The organism is Streptomyces sp. NPDC030809 (genome assembly GCF_055572195.1).
In genome coordinates, this window is the sequence record NZ_JBVIDV010000024.1 from 1 (window position 1) to 15,876 (window position 15,876).

Genomic DNA, 15,876 nt, shown 5'->3' on the forward strand with positions numbered 1-15,876 from the left:
CCCACGCTGGAGGAACAAAACGAGCACACCCCCCCCCCCCCCCCCCCCCCCCTCCTCCCCCTCCCCCCCCCCCCCCCCCTGCCCGGCGCCAGCCGGGTTGCTCTTGGGGCTCCGCCCCAAACCCCGCTCCTCAAACGCCGGAGGGGCTGAATTCCCCCCGCCCGGTGGGCACGCGACCGCCGGAAGGGCGGGAGCGGCGCCCGCCGAAGGGCACGCGTCCGCCGGAAGCGCGGGAGTCGCGCCCGCCGAAGGGCACGCGACCGCCGGAAGCGCGGGAGTCGCGCCCGCCGAAAGGCACGCGTCCGCCGGAAGCGCGGGGGTGGCAGCCGAGGGCGTCGTGGAGGGGGCCGTTCGCAGGACGGGGGTGCCGGCGGGGGGCTGCGTGCAGGCGGCGAGGACGGTCGTACCCCGGTCGGCCACCGCACGCAGCAGGCTCCACACCTCCCCCCGCTCCCCATCCGACAGCTTGAGGTCCGCGTCGTCCACCGCGAGCAGCCGCGGGCGGGAGATCAGGGCCAGGGCCACCGAGAGCCGGAGCTCGTCCAGCCGCCCCAGGTCCCGCACCGGCGTCCGCGCCCCCTTCGGCAGCGCGGCGGGGTCGAGCCCGGCCGCCGCGAGCGCCTCCTGCGTGCGGCCGGCGAGCTGCGCCGCCCGCTCGGCGCGCGGTCGCAGCAGGGCGCGGACGGGTCCGTCGTACCGGCCCTGGAGCAGCGCCCGCTCGTGCAGCTGCTCGGCGACGGTGAGGGAGGGGTCGAGGTCGGTGATCCCGGGGACCTGGCCGAGCGCGGAGATCCGCCGGACCGCCGCCATCTTCCTCGGCAGCCGGTGCCCGCCCACCTCCGCGGTGCCCGCGGTCGGCTTCATGCGGCCGGTGAGGGCGAGCAGGAGGCAGGTGCGGCCGGAGCCGGAGGGGCCCGCCACCGCGACGAGCGAGCCGGGGGCGGCGTCGAGGTGCACCCCCTGGAACACCCATCCCCGCGGGCCCTTCAGTCCGAAGTCCTCGGCCGTGACGGCCGCGCCGGGCAGGCTGTCCACCCCGACCCCCTCCCCTTTTTGAACTGACCAGTCAGTTCAAAAACTACGCACCTCCGCCTCCCCCGTCAAAGCCGCAGGTCAGACGGATTGTCAGTGGGGCCGGTCAGGATGGATCCGGAAATGTCGAAGACAGGAGGTACGTCATGGCAACACCCGCCGCCGATGTCCACCCCGTCATCCGCCGGGCCTCCGCCCCGCCCGCGGCCGTCGACCTGCTGGCCAAGGCCCGCCGCGGCCTGGACGAGGCCGCACTGCTGACCGTTCCGAACGAGCGCTACGCCACCGCCCACCTCGCCGCCCTGCGCACCGCCGCTGCCGTACTCGCCGCGCGGGCCCGCCCGGAGCCCGTCCGCCCCCGCCGCCGCCCCCGGATCCGCAGCGCCTGGGAGCTCCTGCCGGAGCTCGCACCCGAGCTGGCCGAATGGAGCGCCCTGTTCGCCTCGGGCGCCGACCGCCGGGCCCGGGCCGAGGCCGGAATACCCGACGCCGCGGGCAGCCGGGACGCCGACGACCTGCTGCGCGCGGCCGGGATGTTCCTCCGGCTCGTGGAGCGGATGCTCCAGCTGCCGCCGACCCTGCCGCAGCCCCGGACGGAGCAGCCCGACGCGGGATGATCCTCCCGGCCGCGGGAGGCAATAGGGTGGATCGCGCACACCGATCCCACCCCCGCCGCCCGCGGCGGTTCCGCGCCGAGGAGTCACCAGCCGTGTCGGACACTTCCCGCCCCCGCGCCTCCCTCCGCACCGCCGTGGTGTGGGAGGTGCTCAAGGAGGCCTTGGACAGCCTGGTCAAGGCGACCGGCCGGGACGTGCTGGACGTGCTCGACACGGGCGGCGGCACCGGCATGTTCGCGGTGCAGCTGGCCCGCCTCGGCCACCGCGTGACCGTGGTCGACCCCAGCCCGAACGCGCTCTTCGGGCTGGAGCGACGGGTCGCGGAGGCCGGGGTGGCCGAGCTGGTGACCGGGGTCCAGGGCGATGCCCAGGGCCTGCTCGACGTGGTGGAGAGCAGCGCGTACGACCTCGTGCTCTTCCACGGGGTCCTGGAGTACGTGGACGACCCGGCCGAGGGCGTGGCCAACGCCGTGGCCGCCCTCCGTCCCGGCGGCACCCTGAGCCTGCTCGCCGCCGGACTGGGCGGCGCGGTCCTGGCCCGCGCCCTCGCCGGCCACTTCACCGAGGCCCGCACCGCGCTCACCGACCCGGCCGGCCGGTGGGGCAGCGGCGACCCGGTGCCCCGGCGGTTCACCGCCGAGCAGCTGTCCGAGCTGGTCGGCGGGGCCGGCCTGGAGGTCGGCGCGGTGCACGGGGTCCGGGTCTTCGCCGACCTCGTCCCCGGCGTCCTCGTGGACACCGAGCCGGGCGCCGTCGAGGCCCTGCTGCGGCTGGAGGAGGCGGCGGCGGAGCTGCCGGCCTTCCACGCGGTCGCCACCCAGTTGCACGTACTGGGCCGGAAGCAGTCCTGATCTGCGGCGAAGTCGCGCATGCAGTGCGCCACAGGGCCTCCGTTCAGCCGGTCGGCCCCGTATGATCGGGGGACACGACCGGCATGGCGGATCGGTGGTTGGGGAATAAGCGCCTCAATGACCGCCCGCGCGACGGTACGGTTTGGCGAAGTGGCGTAGAGGGGCGGGTTTCACGGGGGCGCATCCCTGCCTATCCTGGAGGGGACCCCCGGTCGCCGCCCCGCGCGACCGACGGATGAGGAGGACTCCCGTGCCGCTCTCGGAGCACGAGCAGCGAATGCTCGAGCAGATGGAGCGAGCGCTGTACGCCGAAGATCCCAAGTTCGCGACAGCGCTTGAGGGAAGCGGGCTGCGTACGTACACCCGGCGACGGGTCTACCAGGCGGTCGCAGGCTTTCTGGTGGGTATCGCGCTCCTCATGACCGGAATGGTCGCGCAGAGCCTGATCTGGATCAGCGTGGTGGGCTTCCTCGTCATGCTGGGGTGCGCCGTCCTCGCGGTCACCGGCTGGCGCAAGGCACCCAAGCCCGGCGAGCAGCCGCTCCCCGGCGCAGCGGGCCGCGGCGGGCACAACCGGCAGCGCCGCTCCATGATGAACCGGATCGAGCAGCGGTGGCAGCGCCGCCGTGACGAACAGGGCCACTGAGCCCGCAGGAACTCCGCTGAGGGGGTGCCGTCCGCGGACGGCACCCCCTCACGCGTTCCTCCACCCCGCCCGGCCCGCTCGGGCATGATGGCCCGATGAGTGTGCTCCCCCTGGTCTTCACCAGCGGCTGGGCCAGCGGGATCAACGCCTATGCCGTGGTCCTCCTGCTCGGCGTCTTCGGCGCGACCGGCATGACCGACGAGGTCCCCGCCTCCCTCCAGCGGACCGACGTGCTCGTGGCGGCCGCCGTGCTGTTCCTCTGCGAGGCGGTGGCCGACAAGATCCCGTACGTGGACTCGGCCTGGGACGCCGTGCACACCGTCATCCGGCCCGTCTCGGGGGCCGTGGTCGGGGCGCTGCTGGCCGGGCAGAGCGGTTCCCTCTCCGACCTGGCCGCCGGGGCCGTGGGCGGCTCCACCGCACTGGCCAGCCATTTCGTCAAGGCCGGGACCCGGATGGCGATCAACACCTCGCCGGAGCCGGTCAGCAACATCGTGGTGAGCACCGCCGAGGACCTGGGGGTCGCGGGCCTGGTGACCTTCGCGATGTTCCACCCGCAGGCCGCGGCGGTCATCGCGGGAGTGCTCCTGCTCATCGGCCTGGCCCTGCTCGGCTACCTCTGGACCCGGATCCGCCGCTTCCTGCGCCGGCGGGCCCAGCGCCGCGAGGAGAAGCGGCTGGCGCAGACCGGCCGGGCCGGGCTGCCACCCGGCTGACCACGGCCGATACAGTCGCGGGCATGGCACGAATTGCGGTGATCGGCGCCGGGATGGGCGCGATGGCGGCGGCCGCCCGGCTGGCCGTGGCAGGGCACCAGGTGAGCGTCCACGAGCGGGCGGCGACCTACGGCGGCGCCGTCGGCTCGTTCACTCGCGAGGGCTTCGCCTTCGACACGGGGCCGGGACTGCTGCACCTGCCCGCCGTCTACCGCGACCTGTTCGTCAAGACCGGCAAGCAGCCGCTGGAAAGCTGCGTGGAGATGGTCCAGGTGGACCCGGCCGTCCGCCACGTCCTGGCCGACGGGACGGACGTCACCCTGCCGAACGCCTCCCGCGGGGGCGCCGCGGCCGCCCTCGACCAGGCCTTCGGCCCGGGCGCCGGGGAGCGCTGGGCCGCCGTGCTCAACCGGGCCCGCGACGCGTGGGACGCCACCCGCCGGCCGCTGCTGGAAGAACCCCTGTGGCCCGACTGGCAGGTGCTCGGCCGCGACCCGTATCCGGCGGTCCGCAAGAGCGGGCTGCTGCGCCGGCGGCCCCCCACCCTGGCCGAGACGGCCGCCCGCGAACTCGGCGGCCCGCTGGGCAGCCTGCTGGAGCACCGGGTGCTGGCCTACGGGCTCGACCCGCGGACCGCCCCCGCCTCCGCCGCCGTCCTGCCGTACATGGAGCAGACCTTCGGCAGCTGGTACGTGCGCGGCGGACTGCGGGCGCTGGCGACCGCGGTGTACGAGCGCTGCCTGGAGCGCCGGGTCTCCTTCGCCTTCGGCACCGCGGTGACGGCCGTGGCCGAGCGGGAGGGGCGGGCGGCCGGGCTGGTGCTGGCCGACGGCACGGAGGTGGCGGCCGACGCGGTGGTGTCGGGGATCGACCCGCGGGCGCTGGCCGGGCTGCTGCCGGGCCGGGAGCTGTGGCCCGCCGGGGCGCGCCGCCCCGCTCCGGAGGCCGCCGGGCGCAGCCGGACCACGGTGTTCTGCGCGCTGCGCGGTCCCCGGCCCGCCGATGCGGTGCACCGGACCCTGGTCCACGCCGGGGCGGACGGGCGGCCTGCCGTCACCGTGCTGCGCCCGCAGGACCCCGGCACCCGGCCCGACGCGGACCACGAGGCGGTCACGGTGAGCGCGGTGGCGGGCCCGGGCGACCGGTTCGGGGCGGACGCGCTGCTGGCTGCGGCCGGGGCCGCCGTGCCCGGGCTGCGGGAGCGGCTGCTCTGGCACGAGGTGCGCACCCCCGCCGCGGTCGAGGAGGTCACGGGGGCGCCGGGCGGCGCCGTCCCGGCCCCGGCGCTCGCGGGCGCCGGGGGGCGGCTGCTGCACCCGGGGAACACGACCGCCCTGCCGGGCCTCTACCTGGCGGGCGGCGGGGCCCATCCGGGCGGCGGGCTGGCGCACGCGGGGATGTCGGGGGCCCTGGTGGCCGGACTGATCGTGGAGGGCGAAGGGTTCCGCGGCTCCCGCTGACGGGCCGGGGCGGCCGGCCGGCCGGCGCGCTCCCGCGGCGGCCGCGGGCGGCCCGCCCTCCCCTGCCCTGCCCTGCCCTGCCGTGCCGTGCCGTCAGTAGCGGTACTGCTCGTACTCGCCGGTCCCCTGGTAGGGGTACGCCTGCTCCTGGCCCGGTGCCTGGCCCTGGCCCTGTCCCTGCTCGGCGCCGGGGTCGGCGGCCGGGTAGGGCTGCTGGTGGCGCTGGGCCGGCACCCACACCCCGCCGGGCGGCGTGTCCATCGCGTACTGGTGACTGGTGTACGGGTCCTGGTAGCTCTGCTGGTACGTGTCCTGGCCCGCGCCGAGGTAGCCGTCGGCCTCCTGCCCGTAGCCCGGGTACCCCTGCGGGTCCCCCGGGGCGGCGGGGTAGGGGTCGGCGTAGCCCGAGTGGGCCGGCTGCTCCCCGGTGCCGTAGTCGTACCCGGCGGCGTAGCCCTGCCCGTACGGGTCCGGCTGTCCCGCCCGGCCCTGCTGCTGCTCGTAGTACGAGGGGTCCGGGTAGCCCGTGAAGGACTGCTGCCCGCCGTAGGACTGCTCCCCGTACGGCTGCTGCTCCGCGTACGGGTCGGCCGCGGCGAACGGCGAGGGGAAGGCGGCGGTGGCCTCCGGCCCGGCGACGGCGTCCGGACCCGCAGCGGCGAAGACGTCCGGCTCCTCGCCGGCGGGTTCGTCGGCCCCGTACTCCAGCGCGGTGACCTGGAGGGCCGGCTCCTCGCGGACGGGCCGCTCGCCGCCGCGGCGGCGCTTGGTGACGGCGGCCTTCTTGCGCAATGCCCAGCCGGCCTCGAAGCCCCGCCGGAAGGAGAGGGTGACCAGGGTCTGGCCGACGGCGAAGGCCGCCGCGCCTATCCCGATCACGAGGACGGAGGGCAGCACCACGCCCGCGACCACCCCGAGGAAGCCCACGAAGGCGAGCAGGCGCCAGCGCAGCCGGGCCTTGTTCTGGAGCAGTACTTCAGCCAGCAGCCACAGCGCGACGAAACCGAACGCGATGTAGAGGACCGTCCAGCCCATGCATGGCCCCTCTCCGTACGGCCGCCGCCGGAGACGGCCGGGTCAGGGCCGCTCGTGCAGGCCCAGGTTCTCGTAGATCTCGAGGGTCGCCGTGGAGTTGTTCGTGATGAAGTGCAGTCCCGGCACGCCCTCGGCGAGCAGCCGCGAACAGAACTCCGTGGCGAACTCGATGCCAATGGAGCGTACAGCGGCCGGATCGTCCTTGACGGCGAGGATGCGCTCTTTGACCGCGTCCGGGAAGACGGCGGTGCTCAGCTGGGGCAGCCGGTCGAGGGTCCGCGCGTTCACAACGGCCATGACTTCAGGGATGATCGGCGTCTCGCAGCCGGCCTTGGCCACGCTGTCGCGCAGCCGCAGGTAGCTCTCCGGATCGAAGAACATCTGTGTGATCGCATAATCCGCACCCGCGCGGCACTTGTCCACGAAGTGACGGATGTCCGTGTCCCAGTCGGTGGACCGCGGGTGCATCTCGGGGAAGGCCGCGACGCCCACGCAGAAGTCGCCGGACTCCTTGATCAGCCGGACCAGGTCGGCGGCGTAGCGCACGCCCTCGGGGTGCTCCACCCACTCGCCGAGCGGGTCGCCCGGCGGGTCCCCGCGCAGCGCGAGCATGTTGCGGATCCCGGCGTCGGCGTACTGGCCCAGGATGTTGCGCAGTTCCGCGACCGAGTGGTCGACGGCGGTCAGGTGCGCGACCGGGGTCAGCGTGGTGTCGGCCGCGATCTCCTGGGTGGCCTTGACGGTGCCGCCGCGGGTGGAGCCGCCGGCCCCGTACGTGACGGAGACGAAGCTGGGGCGGACGGCCTCCACCCGGCGCAGCGAGTTCCAGAGGGTGCGCTCGCCCTTCTCGGTCCGCGGGGCGTAGAACTCGAAGGAGTACGAGGCCTTTCCGGACGCGAGGATGTCACGGACCGTGCGTGCGCGGTCCGTCCGGGTGGACGCGGTTCCAAGGGCCATAACGGCAGGTTAGACGCGGTCCATGATCCCCCAAAGATGCGTCCACGTATCGGACACGACTTTGGACAGTTGCCGGGGCTGCGGCGATCAGGTCAGGCGATGGTACGAGCCCGGACCCGCTTGGCCAGGTCGGCCGCGGCGGCGCCGGGGTCGGAGGCCTCGGTGAGGGCGCGGACCACCACGATCCGGGTGGCCCCGGCGTCCAGGACCTCGTCGAGGTTGCCCGCGTCGATGCCGCCGATGGCGAACCAGGGCCGGTCCTGGCGGAGCGAGGCGGCGTGGCGGACCAGGTCCAGGCCCGGGGCGTACCGGCCGGGCTTGGTGGGGGTGGGCCAGCAGGGGCCGGTGCAGAAGTAGTCCACGCCCGGCTCGGCCGCGGCGGCGGCCACCTCGGACTCTGCGTGGCAGGAGCGGCCGATCAGGACCTCCCCGCCGAGGATGGCGCGGGCGGCCGGGACGGGGATGTCCCCCTGGCCCAGGTGCAGCACGTCGGAGCCGATGGCGTGGGCGACGTCCGCGCGGTCGTTGACCGCGAGCAGCTTGCCGTGCCGGCGGGCGGCCTCGGCGAAGACCTCCAGGTGCTCGAGCTCCTCGCCGGCCTCCATGCCCTTGTCCCGGAGCTGGACGATGTCCACGCCGCCGGCCAGGACCGCGTCGAGGAACTCCGGCAGGTCGCCCTGGCGCTTGCGGGCGTCGGTGCACAGGTAGAGCCGGGCGTCGGCCAGGCGGGCGCGGTGGTCGGCAGGCGTCGAGGACATCGGAGTACCCCCCGGAGCGGGCGGTGTGCGGGCCGCTGCGGGCGGCCCGCACACCGCGGGAAGCGGAACAGGTCAGACGGCGAGCGCCTGGGCGCGGCGCTTCACCTCCGTGCCGCGATTCTCGCTCAGGGCCTGCGCGGGGGTGCCGGGCAGGGTCGGGTCGGCGGTGAAGAGCCACTCCAGGATCTCTTCGTCGTTGAAGCCGTCGTCCCGGAGCAGGGTCAGGGTGCCCACGAGGCCCTTGACCACCTTGTCGCCGTCGATGAAGGCGGCCGGCACCTGGAGTGCGCGGTTCTCCCCACGGCGCACGGCGATCAGCTGGCCCTCCTTGACCAGCTGGCGGACTCGGGTCACTTCGACGTCGAGCATCTCCGCGATGTCCGGCAGGTAGAGCCAGGCGGGGACGAGAGCATCGATCTTTGCGTCAATCTCGGTCACGGGACAAGCCTGCCATCCCCGGCTGACAGGCGGTAACCGAGTCGCGCGGACGGGGGTCTCCCGGCGGGCGGGAGACCGTGCGGGCGGCGGCTGCGCCGACGGCGGGCGGCTTGCCTCAGCGGGCCGCCGTCTTCAGCGGGACGGCCGGGTCCGCGGCCACGGCCGGGTCCACCGCGCTGCCGCTCTCGATGAGCTTGCGGCCCTGCGCGAGGTCCCGGGGGCGGCCCACGGCGAGCACGCCCACCAGCACCTCCCCGCGCAGCCAGCACACCGACCAGGTGTCCGCCTCCGGGTCCCCGCGCCACAGCAGGGTGTCCCCGTCGGTGTGGTGCCCGGCGTACTGCACGAAGCGGCCGAACTGCTCGGACCAGAAGTACGGCACCGGGTCGTAGACGGCCTCCGGGCCCCCCGCGGTCTCGGCCAGGATGTTCGCGGCCACGGTGCGGGGGCCCTGGAGCGCGTTGTCCCAGTGGTGGACGAGGAGCCGCTCGCCGTAGCGCGCGGAGGGGAAGGAGGCGCAGTCGCCGACCGCGTACACCGAGGGCACCGAGGTGTGCAGGCGGGCGTCGGCGGTGACGGAGCCGTCGGCCCCGCGCGCCACGCCGGAGCCTTCCAGCCAGCCGGTGGCGGGGCGGGCCCCGATGCCGACGACCACGGCGTCGGCGGGCAGCTCGGCCCCGTCGCCGAGGAGGACCCGGCCCGGTTCCAGCCCGGCGACCTTGGTGCCGGTGAGCAGCCGGGCCCCGGCGGCCTCGTACCAGCGGGCCATGGGGGCGGTGACCTCGGCGGGCAGGGCCCCGGCCAGCGGACGCCCGGCGGCCTCGACGACCGTGACGGGACAGCCGGCCTCGCGGGCGGCGGTGGTGAACTCGGCGCCGATCCAGCCCGCGCCCACGACCACCACGGAGTGCCGGCCGGCCAGGACGGGCCGCAGCCGGGTCGCGTCGTCCACCGTGCGCAGCAGGTGCACCCCGGGCACCGGGCCGCCCGGCAGGGTGATCGGCTCGGCGCCGGTGGCGAGCACCAGGACGTCGTACGGGACGGGGCCGCCGGCGGTGTCGAGCTCCTTGTCGGCGGGGCGCAGGGCGGTGACCTCCACCCCGAGGCGCAGCTCCACGCCGAGGTCCTCGAAGTCCACGTCGAAGGCGGAGTCCTCGGCCTTGCCCAGCAGGACGGCCTTGGACAGCGGCGGGCGGTCGTAGGGCTGGTGGGGCTCGGCGCCGAGCAGGGTCACCGGGCCGGTGAAGCCCTGTTCGCGCAAGGCGACGGCGGTCTGGACGCCGGCCATGCCGGCGCCGGCGATGACGACGTGCCGCTGGGTCTGACTCCGCTGATCGTTCACGCGCCCACCCTAACCATCTGACGCTCCGTTAGGGAGGGGGTTGCGGGGCACCGGCTCCCGGGCCGCCTTACCGCCCCTTGCGGCGGGGGCTAGTCTGGCCACCGTACCTATCGCGGGAGCCCGGGCGGACCGGGCTGAGAGGGAGGCTGGCCGGCCTCCGACCGTACGAACCTGATCCGGGTCATGCCGGCGAAGGGAGGGGCTGGACGCCCATGCTTGCATCCACACGGCGGTCCCCGGGGGAACGGGGATCCGACGTCCTCGTCATCGGGGGCGGCATCATCGGCCTGGTCACGGCCTGGCGGGCGGCCCGGCGCGGGCTGCGGACCGCGGTGGCCGATCCGGCGCCGGGCGGCGGGGCCGCCCAGGTCGCGGCGGGCATGCTCGCCGCGGTCACCGAGCTGCACTACGGCGAGGAGACCCTGCTCGGCCTCAACCTGGCCTCCGCCGCCCGCTACCCGGCCTTCGCGGCCGAACTGGCGGACGCGAGCGGGGGCCTGGACATCGGCTTCCGCGCCTGCGGCACGCTGGCCGTGGCCCTCGACTCCGACGACCGGGCGCACCTGCGGGAACTGCACGCCCTCCAGCGCCGCTGCGGACTGGAGTCGGACTGGCTGACCGGCCGCGAGTGCCGGCGGCTGGAGCCGATGCTGGCGCCGGGCGTCCGGGGCGGCCTGCGCGTGGACGGGGACCACCAGGTGGACCCGCGGCGCCTGGTCGCGGCACTGCTCGCGGCCTGCGAGCGGGCCGGGGTGGTCTTCCACCGGGAGCGGGCGGAGCGGCTGGCGGTCTCCCGGGACCGGGCCGCCGGCGCCGTGCTGGCGGACGGCACCGCCCTCGAAGCGGGGCAGGTGGTCCTGGCCGCGGGCTCGCTCAGCGGCCGGCTGGCCGGGGTGCCCCCGCAGGCCCTGCCGCCGGTCCGGCCGGTCAAGGGGCAGGTGCTGCGGCTGACCGTGCCGTCGGCGTACGCGCCGTTCCTGCAGCGGACCGTACGGGCGGTGGTGCGCGGCAGCCACGTGTACCTCGTGCCGCGCGAGAACGGCGAGCTGGTCGTCGGCGCCACCACCGAGGAGCAGGGCTGGGACACCACGGTGACCGCCGGCGGGGTGTACGAACTCCTGCGCGACGCCCACGAGCTGGTGCCCGGTCTGACGGAACTCCCGCTCACCGAGACCCGGGCCGGGCTGCGGCCCGCCTCCCCCGACAACGCCCCGCTGCTGGGCCCGACCGCCCTGCCGGGCCTGCACCTGGCGACCGGGCACTACCGCAACGGGGTGCTGCTCGCCCCGCTGACCGGCGAGGTGATGGCGGAGGTCCTGGCGACCGGCCAGGTTCCGGAAGTGGCCCGCGCCTTCACCCCGTTCCGTTTCGCCGCAGCCCGTGAGGAGTCCCTCGTATGACCATCTCCGTCAACGGCGAGCCCCGCGAGTTCGCCGCCGGCACCACGCTCGCGACCGTCGTCGCCACGCTGACCGCCGCCCCCAGCGGGGTCGCGGCCGCGCTCAACGAGACCGTCGTACCGCGCGGGCAGTGGCCCGCCACCGCACTCGGCGAGGGCGACCGCGTCGAGGTCCTCACCGCCGTACAGGGGGGCTGAACCATGGCCGACGATCTGCTGGCCCTCGGCGGGCGGACCTTCTCCTCCCGGCTGATCATGGGCACGGGCGGGGCGCCCAGCCTCGACGTGCTGGAACGCGCCCTGGTCGCCTCCGGCACGGAGCTGACCACGGTGGCGATGCGCCGGCTGGACCCGACGGTGCAGGGCTCCGTGCTGTCGGTGCTCGACCGGCTCGGCATCCAGGTGCTGCCGAACACCGCGGGCTGCTACACGGCGGGCGAGGCGGTGCTGACCGCCCGGCTGGCCCGCGAGGCCCTCGGCACCGACTGGATCAAGCTGGAGGTCGTCGCCGACGAGCGGACCCTGCTGCCGGACGGGGTGGAGCTGCTGGACGCGGCCGAGACGCTGGTCGACGACGGCTTCACCGTCCTGCCCTACACGAACGACGACCCGGTGCTGGCGCGGAAGCTGGAGGACGTCGGCTGCGCGGCGATCATGCCGCTGGGGTCGCCGATCGGGTCGGGGCTGGGGATCCGCAATCCGCACAACTTCGAGCTGATCGTGGAGAAGGCGGGGGTGCCGGTGATCCTCGACGCCGGGGCGGGGACGGCGTCGGACGCGGCGCTGGCCATGGAACTCGGGTGCGCGGCCGTGATGCTGGCCTCGGCGGTGACGCGGGCGCAGGTGCCGGTGCTGATGGCCTCGGCGATGCGGTGTGCGGTGGAGGGGGGGCGGCTGGCGTACCGGGCAGGGCGGATTCCGCGGCGGCACTTCGCGGAGGCCTCGTCCCCCGCGGAGGGGCTGGCCGCCCTGGACCCCGAGCGCCCCGCCTTCTGACCGGGCCCGGGGCGGAGCCCCGGCTGCCGGGGCGGCGTGCAGGGTTACAGGTGCGCTGCAACGCCGGGCGGGCCGGGGCGGGGGCCGCGGGGGGCCTCGTAGACTTCCCCGCGTGGACACGACCCTTGAAGACCCCCTCGTCGGGCGCCTGCTCGACGGCCGCTACCGCATCGACGCACGCATCGCAGTCGGCGGCATGGCCACGGTCTACCGGGCCCTGGACACCCGCCTGGACCGCGTCCTCGCCCTGAAGGTGATGCACCCGGCGCTCGCCGCCGACACCGCCTTCGTCGACCGTTTCATCCGCGAGGCCAAATCCGTGGCCCGGCTCGCCCACGCCAACGTGGTGGCCGTCTTCGACCAGGGCATGGACGGCGGCTACGTCTACCTGGCCATGGAGTACGTCTCCGGCTGCACCCTCCGGGACCTGCTGCGCGAGCGCGGCGCCCTCCAGCCGCGCGCGGCCCTGGACGTCCTGGAGCCGGTGCTCGCCGCGCTCGGCGCCGCGCACCGGGCCGGTTTCGTGCACCGGGACATGAAGCCCGAGAACGTGCTGATCGGCGACGACGGCCGGGTGAAGGTGGCCGACTTCGGGCTCGTACGGTCGGTGGACTCGGCGACGAACACCACCGGCGCGGTCCTCGGCACCGTCTCCTACCTGGCCCCCGAGCAGATCGAGAACGGGGTCACCGACACCCGCGTCGACGTGTACGCGTGCGGTGTCGTGCTCTACGAGATGCTGACGGGCGGCAAGCCGCACTCCGGCGAGAGCCCGGCCCAGGTCCTCTACCAGCACCTCAACGAGGACGTGCCGGCCCCCTCGGCCGCCGTCCCCGGGCTGCCCACCGCCCTGGACGGGCTGGTCGCGAGCGCCACGGCCCGCCGTCCCGAGCTGCGCCCGGCCGACGCGGTCGCCCTGCTGGGCCTGGCCCGGCAGGCGCGGGCGGCGCTCACCGACGAGGAGCTCGACGCGCTGCCCCCGCAGGCCCGCTCCGGTGTCCGCTCCACCTCGGAGGACCGGACCGGCGTGGTGCCGCGCCCGCTCGCCCACACCGCCCACGGCGGTGCCGGCGGCGGTGCGGCCGGGGTGCACCACACCGCCCGGCTGGAGACCCCGCCGCCGCTGCCGCCCGTACCGCCCGCCCGCCCGGGCCGCCGGCCGGCCCTCCCGGCCCGTCCGGCCCGGGGCACCCTGCTGGTGATCGCCGCGCTGCTGCTGGTCGTCGGGGTGGGCGCGGGGGTCTGGTACATCGGCTCCGGGCAGTTCACCCGGGTGCCCAACCTGCTCGGGAAGACCGAGGCGCAGGCCCGGGACCGGCTGATCTCGGCCGGGCTGGACGTGAAGCAGGTGGACAAGGAGTTCAGCGACACCTTCGAGCGCGGCACCGTCATGGCCACCGACCCGGAGGGCGGCAAGCAGATCCGGGGCAACGGCTCGGTCCGGCTCGTGATCTCGCGCGGTCCGAAGATCGTGTCGGTGCCCGACGTGAAGGGGAAGCCGCTGGCGAAGGCCAAGGCCGAGCTCTCGGCGGCCGGGCTGGCCCCGGGGCAGGTGACGCAGGCCTTCAGCGAGGAGGTCCCGGCCGGCTCCGTGATCGGCACCGACCCGGCGGCCCGCGAGCAGCGCGCCCCGGACACGGCGGTCTCGCTGGTGGTCAGCAAGGGCCGGCCGGTGCCGGTGCCTTCGGTCGTGGGCTCCCCGGCCGATCAGGCGCGGGCCGCCCTGGAGGACCTCGGCCTGAAGGTCGTGCTCGCACCGGAGCAGATCAACGCCCCGCAGCCGGCCGGCAGCGTGGCGAACCAGTCCCTGGCCGCGGGCGCCCAGGCGGCGGCCGGGGACACGGTGACGCTCACCGTGTCCAAGGGCCCGCGGATGGTCCGGGTGCCGGACGTCACGGGCCGCAATGCGGACGATGCCAAGCGCACGCTGAAGGCGGCCGGCTTCGAGGTCAAGGTGGACCGGCCGTTCCTCTCCTTCAGCAACGACGTGGCGAGCCAGTCGGTCAAGGGCGGCGAGAGCGCCCCCGAGGGCAGCACGATCACCATCCGCCTCAAGGGACTGTGACACGCAGATGAGTACGAGCAAGGCCGCCGCACTGCGCAATCCGGTGGGCGGGCACGTCCCCGTGGCGGGCGGGCTGGCCGCCGTGGGCCTGCCCTATGCGCGGGAGATGGGCGCGGAGACCGTGCAGGTCTTCGTGGCCAACCCGCGCGGCTGGGCCACCCCGGCCGGCAACCCGGCGCAGGACGAGCTGTTCCGCGCGCAGTGCGCCGAGGCCGGCACCCCGGCCTACGTCCATGCCCCGTACCTGATCAACTTCGGCTCGCACACCGAGGCGACCGTGGAGAAGTCGGTGGACTCGCTGCGGCACTCGCTGCGCCGGGCCCGGGAGATCGGTGCGCTGGGCGTGGTCGTGCACACCGGCTCGGCGACCGGGGGCCGGCCGCGGGCCGAGGCGCTGGCGCAGGTGCGCCGGCACATGCGGCCGCTGCTGGACGAGCTGACCCACGAGGACGACCCGTTCCTGCTGCTGGAGTCCACGGCCGGGCAGGGCTCCTCGATGTGTGCGCGGACCTGGGACTTCGGGCCGTACTTCGAGGCGCTCGACGCCCATCCCAAGCTGGGCGTCTGCCTGGACACCTGCCACATCTTCGCCGCCGGGCACGACCTGGCCGCACCGGGCGGCATGAAGCAGACCCTCGACCTGCTGGCGGACACGGTGGGCACGGGCCGGCTCAAGCTGATCCACGCCAACGACTCGAAGGAGGGCGTGGGCGCGCACAAGGACCGGCACGAGAACATCGGGGCCGGTCACATCGGCGAGGGGGCCTTCCGGGAGCTCTTCACGCACCCGGAGACGGAGGGGGTGCCGCTGGTGATCGAGACCCCCGGCGGCAAGGAGGGGCACGCGGCGGACGTGGCCCGGCTGAAGGAGCTCCGGGAGATCCCCTAGATCCGTTGAGGAATACCCCTGGGGGGTATACGGTTCTGCATGTCGGCAGGACCGTAGCCCGGCTTTGGGGGTTCCCATGGAACACGCACACCAGCACCACGAGCACGACGCCCGGCACGAGACCCACGAGACCCACGAGCACGATCAGCACCACGGCGGGCACGGCGGGCACGACCGTCACGCCGGACACGGCACCGGCGGCAAGGTCGGCTGGGGCGCGGCCGCCAAGGCCACCCTGCACTGCCTCACCGGCTGCGCCATCGGCGAGGTGCTCGGCATGATCGTCGGCACGGCGCTGGGCTGGGGCAACACCCCGACCATGGCCCTCGCGATCGTCCTGGCGTTCTTCTTCGGCTACGCGCTCACCCTCCGCGGGATCCTCGCCGCCGGGGTGGACTTCCGTACCGCGTTCCGGGTGGCCCTCGCCGCGGACACCCTGTCCATCGCGGTGATGGAGCTGATCGACAACGGCGTGATCGCGCTGTGGCCCGGGGCGATGGACGCCCACCTGTCCGAGGCCCTCTTCTGGATCGTGCTGGCGATCGCCCTGGCGGCCGCCTTCGTGATCACGACCCCGGTCAACAAGTGGATGATCGGCCGCGGCAAGGGCCACGCCGTGGTCCACGCGTACCACCACTGACCGCCGGCCCGTTCGGTCCCGGCGGCACGGCGGGC

16 protein-coding genes, 1 pseudogene and 1 riboswitch are annotated in these 15,876 nt (G+C 75.0%); of the genes and pseudogenes, 11 read left to right on the forward strand and 6 right to left on the reverse strand.

Annotated elements, in window-relative coordinates; translation table 11 throughout:
- Positions 1 to 297: 297 nt before the first annotated feature.
- Positions 298 to 1,035 (reverse strand): annotated as a pseudogene (locus tag ACZ407_RS27645) (ATP-binding cassette domain-containing protein); the annotation flags it as partial.
- A gap of 143 nt (positions 1,036 to 1,178) precedes the next feature.
- Here ACZ407_RS27645 and ACZ407_RS27650 point away from each other — a divergent pair.
- The 5 genes from ACZ407_RS27650 (at position 1,179) to ACZ407_RS27670 (ending at position 5,322) form a co-directional block, all read left to right on the forward strand.
- Complete coding sequence (locus tag ACZ407_RS27650) at positions 1,179 to 1,649, forward strand: SAV_6107 family HEPN domain-containing protein (protein WP_468132860.1); 471 nt, start codon at positions 1,179 to 1,181, stop codon at positions 1,647 to 1,649.
- Positions 1,650 to 1,741: 92 nt separating this feature from the next.
- On the forward strand, positions 1,742 to 2,500 hold the full coding sequence (locus ACZ407_RS27655) for a methyltransferase domain-containing protein (protein ID WP_468132862.1): 759 nt from the start codon (positions 1,742 to 1,744) through the stop codon (positions 2,498 to 2,500).
- A 250-nt stretch (positions 2,501 to 2,750) separates the two neighbouring features.
- Positions 2,751 to 3,146, forward strand: coding sequence for a DUF3040 domain-containing protein (locus ACZ407_RS27660; protein ID WP_468132864.1), 396 nt, complete (start codon positions 2,751 to 2,753; stop codon positions 3,144 to 3,146).
- A 95-nt stretch (positions 3,147 to 3,241) separates the two neighbouring features.
- A complete protein-coding gene (locus ACZ407_RS27665) occupies positions 3,242 to 3,862 on the forward strand; it encodes a DUF4126 domain-containing protein (protein WP_468132866.1) in 621 nt (206 codons plus the stop codon).
- 23 nt (positions 3,863 to 3,885) lie between these two features.
- Entirely contained in the window at positions 3,886 to 5,322 is a 1,437-nt protein-coding gene (locus ACZ407_RS27670; protein WP_468132868.1) for a phytoene desaturase family protein, read from the forward strand.
- Positions 5,323 to 5,415: 93 nt separating this feature from the next.
- Here the strand turns inward: ACZ407_RS27670 and ACZ407_RS27675 are convergent, their stop codons facing one another.
- The 5 genes from ACZ407_RS27675 to ACZ407_RS27695 all read right to left on the reverse strand — a co-directional run bounded on the left by ACZ407_RS27675 (position 5,416) and on the right by ACZ407_RS27695 (position 9,798).
- The gene (locus ACZ407_RS27675) at positions 5,416 to 6,357 is read right to left on the reverse strand and encodes a hypothetical protein (RefSeq protein WP_468132870.1); all 942 of its coding nucleotides are present in this window, start codon (positions 6,355 to 6,357) and stop codon (positions 5,416 to 5,418) included.
- Between the two features lie 42 nt (positions 6,358 to 6,399).
- On the reverse strand, positions 6,400 to 7,314 hold the full coding sequence (gene metF / locus ACZ407_RS27680) for a methylenetetrahydrofolate reductase [NAD(P)H] (protein WP_226735344.1): 915 nt from the start codon (positions 7,312 to 7,314) through the stop codon (positions 6,400 to 6,402).
- Between the two features lie 92 nt (positions 7,315 to 7,406).
- The gene (thiE, locus tag ACZ407_RS27685; RefSeq protein ID WP_468132872.1) at positions 7,407 to 8,072 is read right to left on the reverse strand and encodes a thiamine phosphate synthase; all 666 of its coding nucleotides are present in this window, start codon (positions 8,070 to 8,072) and stop codon (positions 7,407 to 7,409) included.
- Positions 8,073 to 8,144: 72 nt separating this feature from the next.
- A complete protein-coding gene (locus ACZ407_RS27690) occupies positions 8,145 to 8,510 on the reverse strand; it encodes an Rv2175c family DNA-binding protein (RefSeq protein ID WP_468132874.1) in 366 nt (121 codons plus the stop codon).
- Positions 8,511 to 8,625: 115 nt separating this feature from the next.
- Positions 8,626 to 9,798: an NAD(P)/FAD-dependent oxidoreductase gene (locus ACZ407_RS27695; protein ID WP_468133067.1), complete on the reverse strand. Its 1,173-nt coding sequence runs from the start codon at positions 9,796 to 9,798 to the stop codon at positions 8,626 to 8,628.
- 156 nt (positions 9,799 to 9,954) lie between these two features.
- Positions 9,955 to 10,067: riboswitch (TPP riboswitch) on the forward strand.
- On the opposite strand from ACZ407_RS27695, the gene thiO reads away from it, so the two are divergent.
- The 6 genes from thiO to ACZ407_RS27725 all read left to right on the forward strand — a co-directional run bounded on the left by thiO (position 10,065) and on the right by ACZ407_RS27725 (position 15,841).
- Complete coding sequence (gene thiO, locus ACZ407_RS27700; protein ID WP_468132875.1) at positions 10,065 to 11,252, forward strand: glycine oxidase ThiO; 1,188 nt, start codon at positions 10,065 to 10,067, stop codon at positions 11,250 to 11,252. (Overlaps the previous riboswitch by 3 nt.)
- The gene (gene thiS, locus ACZ407_RS27705) at positions 11,249 to 11,449 is read left to right on the forward strand and encodes a sulfur carrier protein ThiS (RefSeq protein WP_468132876.1); all 201 of its coding nucleotides are present in this window, start codon (positions 11,249 to 11,251) and stop codon (positions 11,447 to 11,449) included. The genes thiO and thiS overlap by 4 nt, the downstream gene beginning before the upstream one ends.
- A 3-nt stretch (positions 11,450 to 11,452) precedes the next feature.
- A complete protein-coding gene (locus ACZ407_RS27710; RefSeq protein ID WP_468132877.1) occupies positions 11,453 to 12,247 on the forward strand; it encodes a thiazole synthase in 795 nt (264 codons plus the stop codon).
- A gap of 112 nt (positions 12,248 to 12,359) precedes the next feature.
- A complete protein-coding gene (gene pknB, locus ACZ407_RS27715) occupies positions 12,360 to 14,312 on the forward strand; it encodes a Stk1 family PASTA domain-containing Ser/Thr kinase (protein WP_468132878.1) in 1,953 nt (650 codons plus the stop codon).
- Between the two features lie 7 nt (positions 14,313 to 14,319).
- Positions 14,320 to 15,201, forward strand: a complete 882-nt coding sequence (locus tag ACZ407_RS27720; RefSeq protein WP_468132880.1) for a deoxyribonuclease IV — start codon at positions 14,320 to 14,322, stop codon at positions 15,199 to 15,201.
- A gap of 76 nt (positions 15,202 to 15,277) precedes the next feature.
- The gene (locus ACZ407_RS27725) at positions 15,278 to 15,841 is read left to right on the forward strand and encodes a DUF4396 domain-containing protein (RefSeq protein WP_468132882.1); all 564 of its coding nucleotides are present in this window, start codon (positions 15,278 to 15,280) and stop codon (positions 15,839 to 15,841) included.
- Positions 15,842 to 15,876 lie beyond the last annotated feature (35 nt).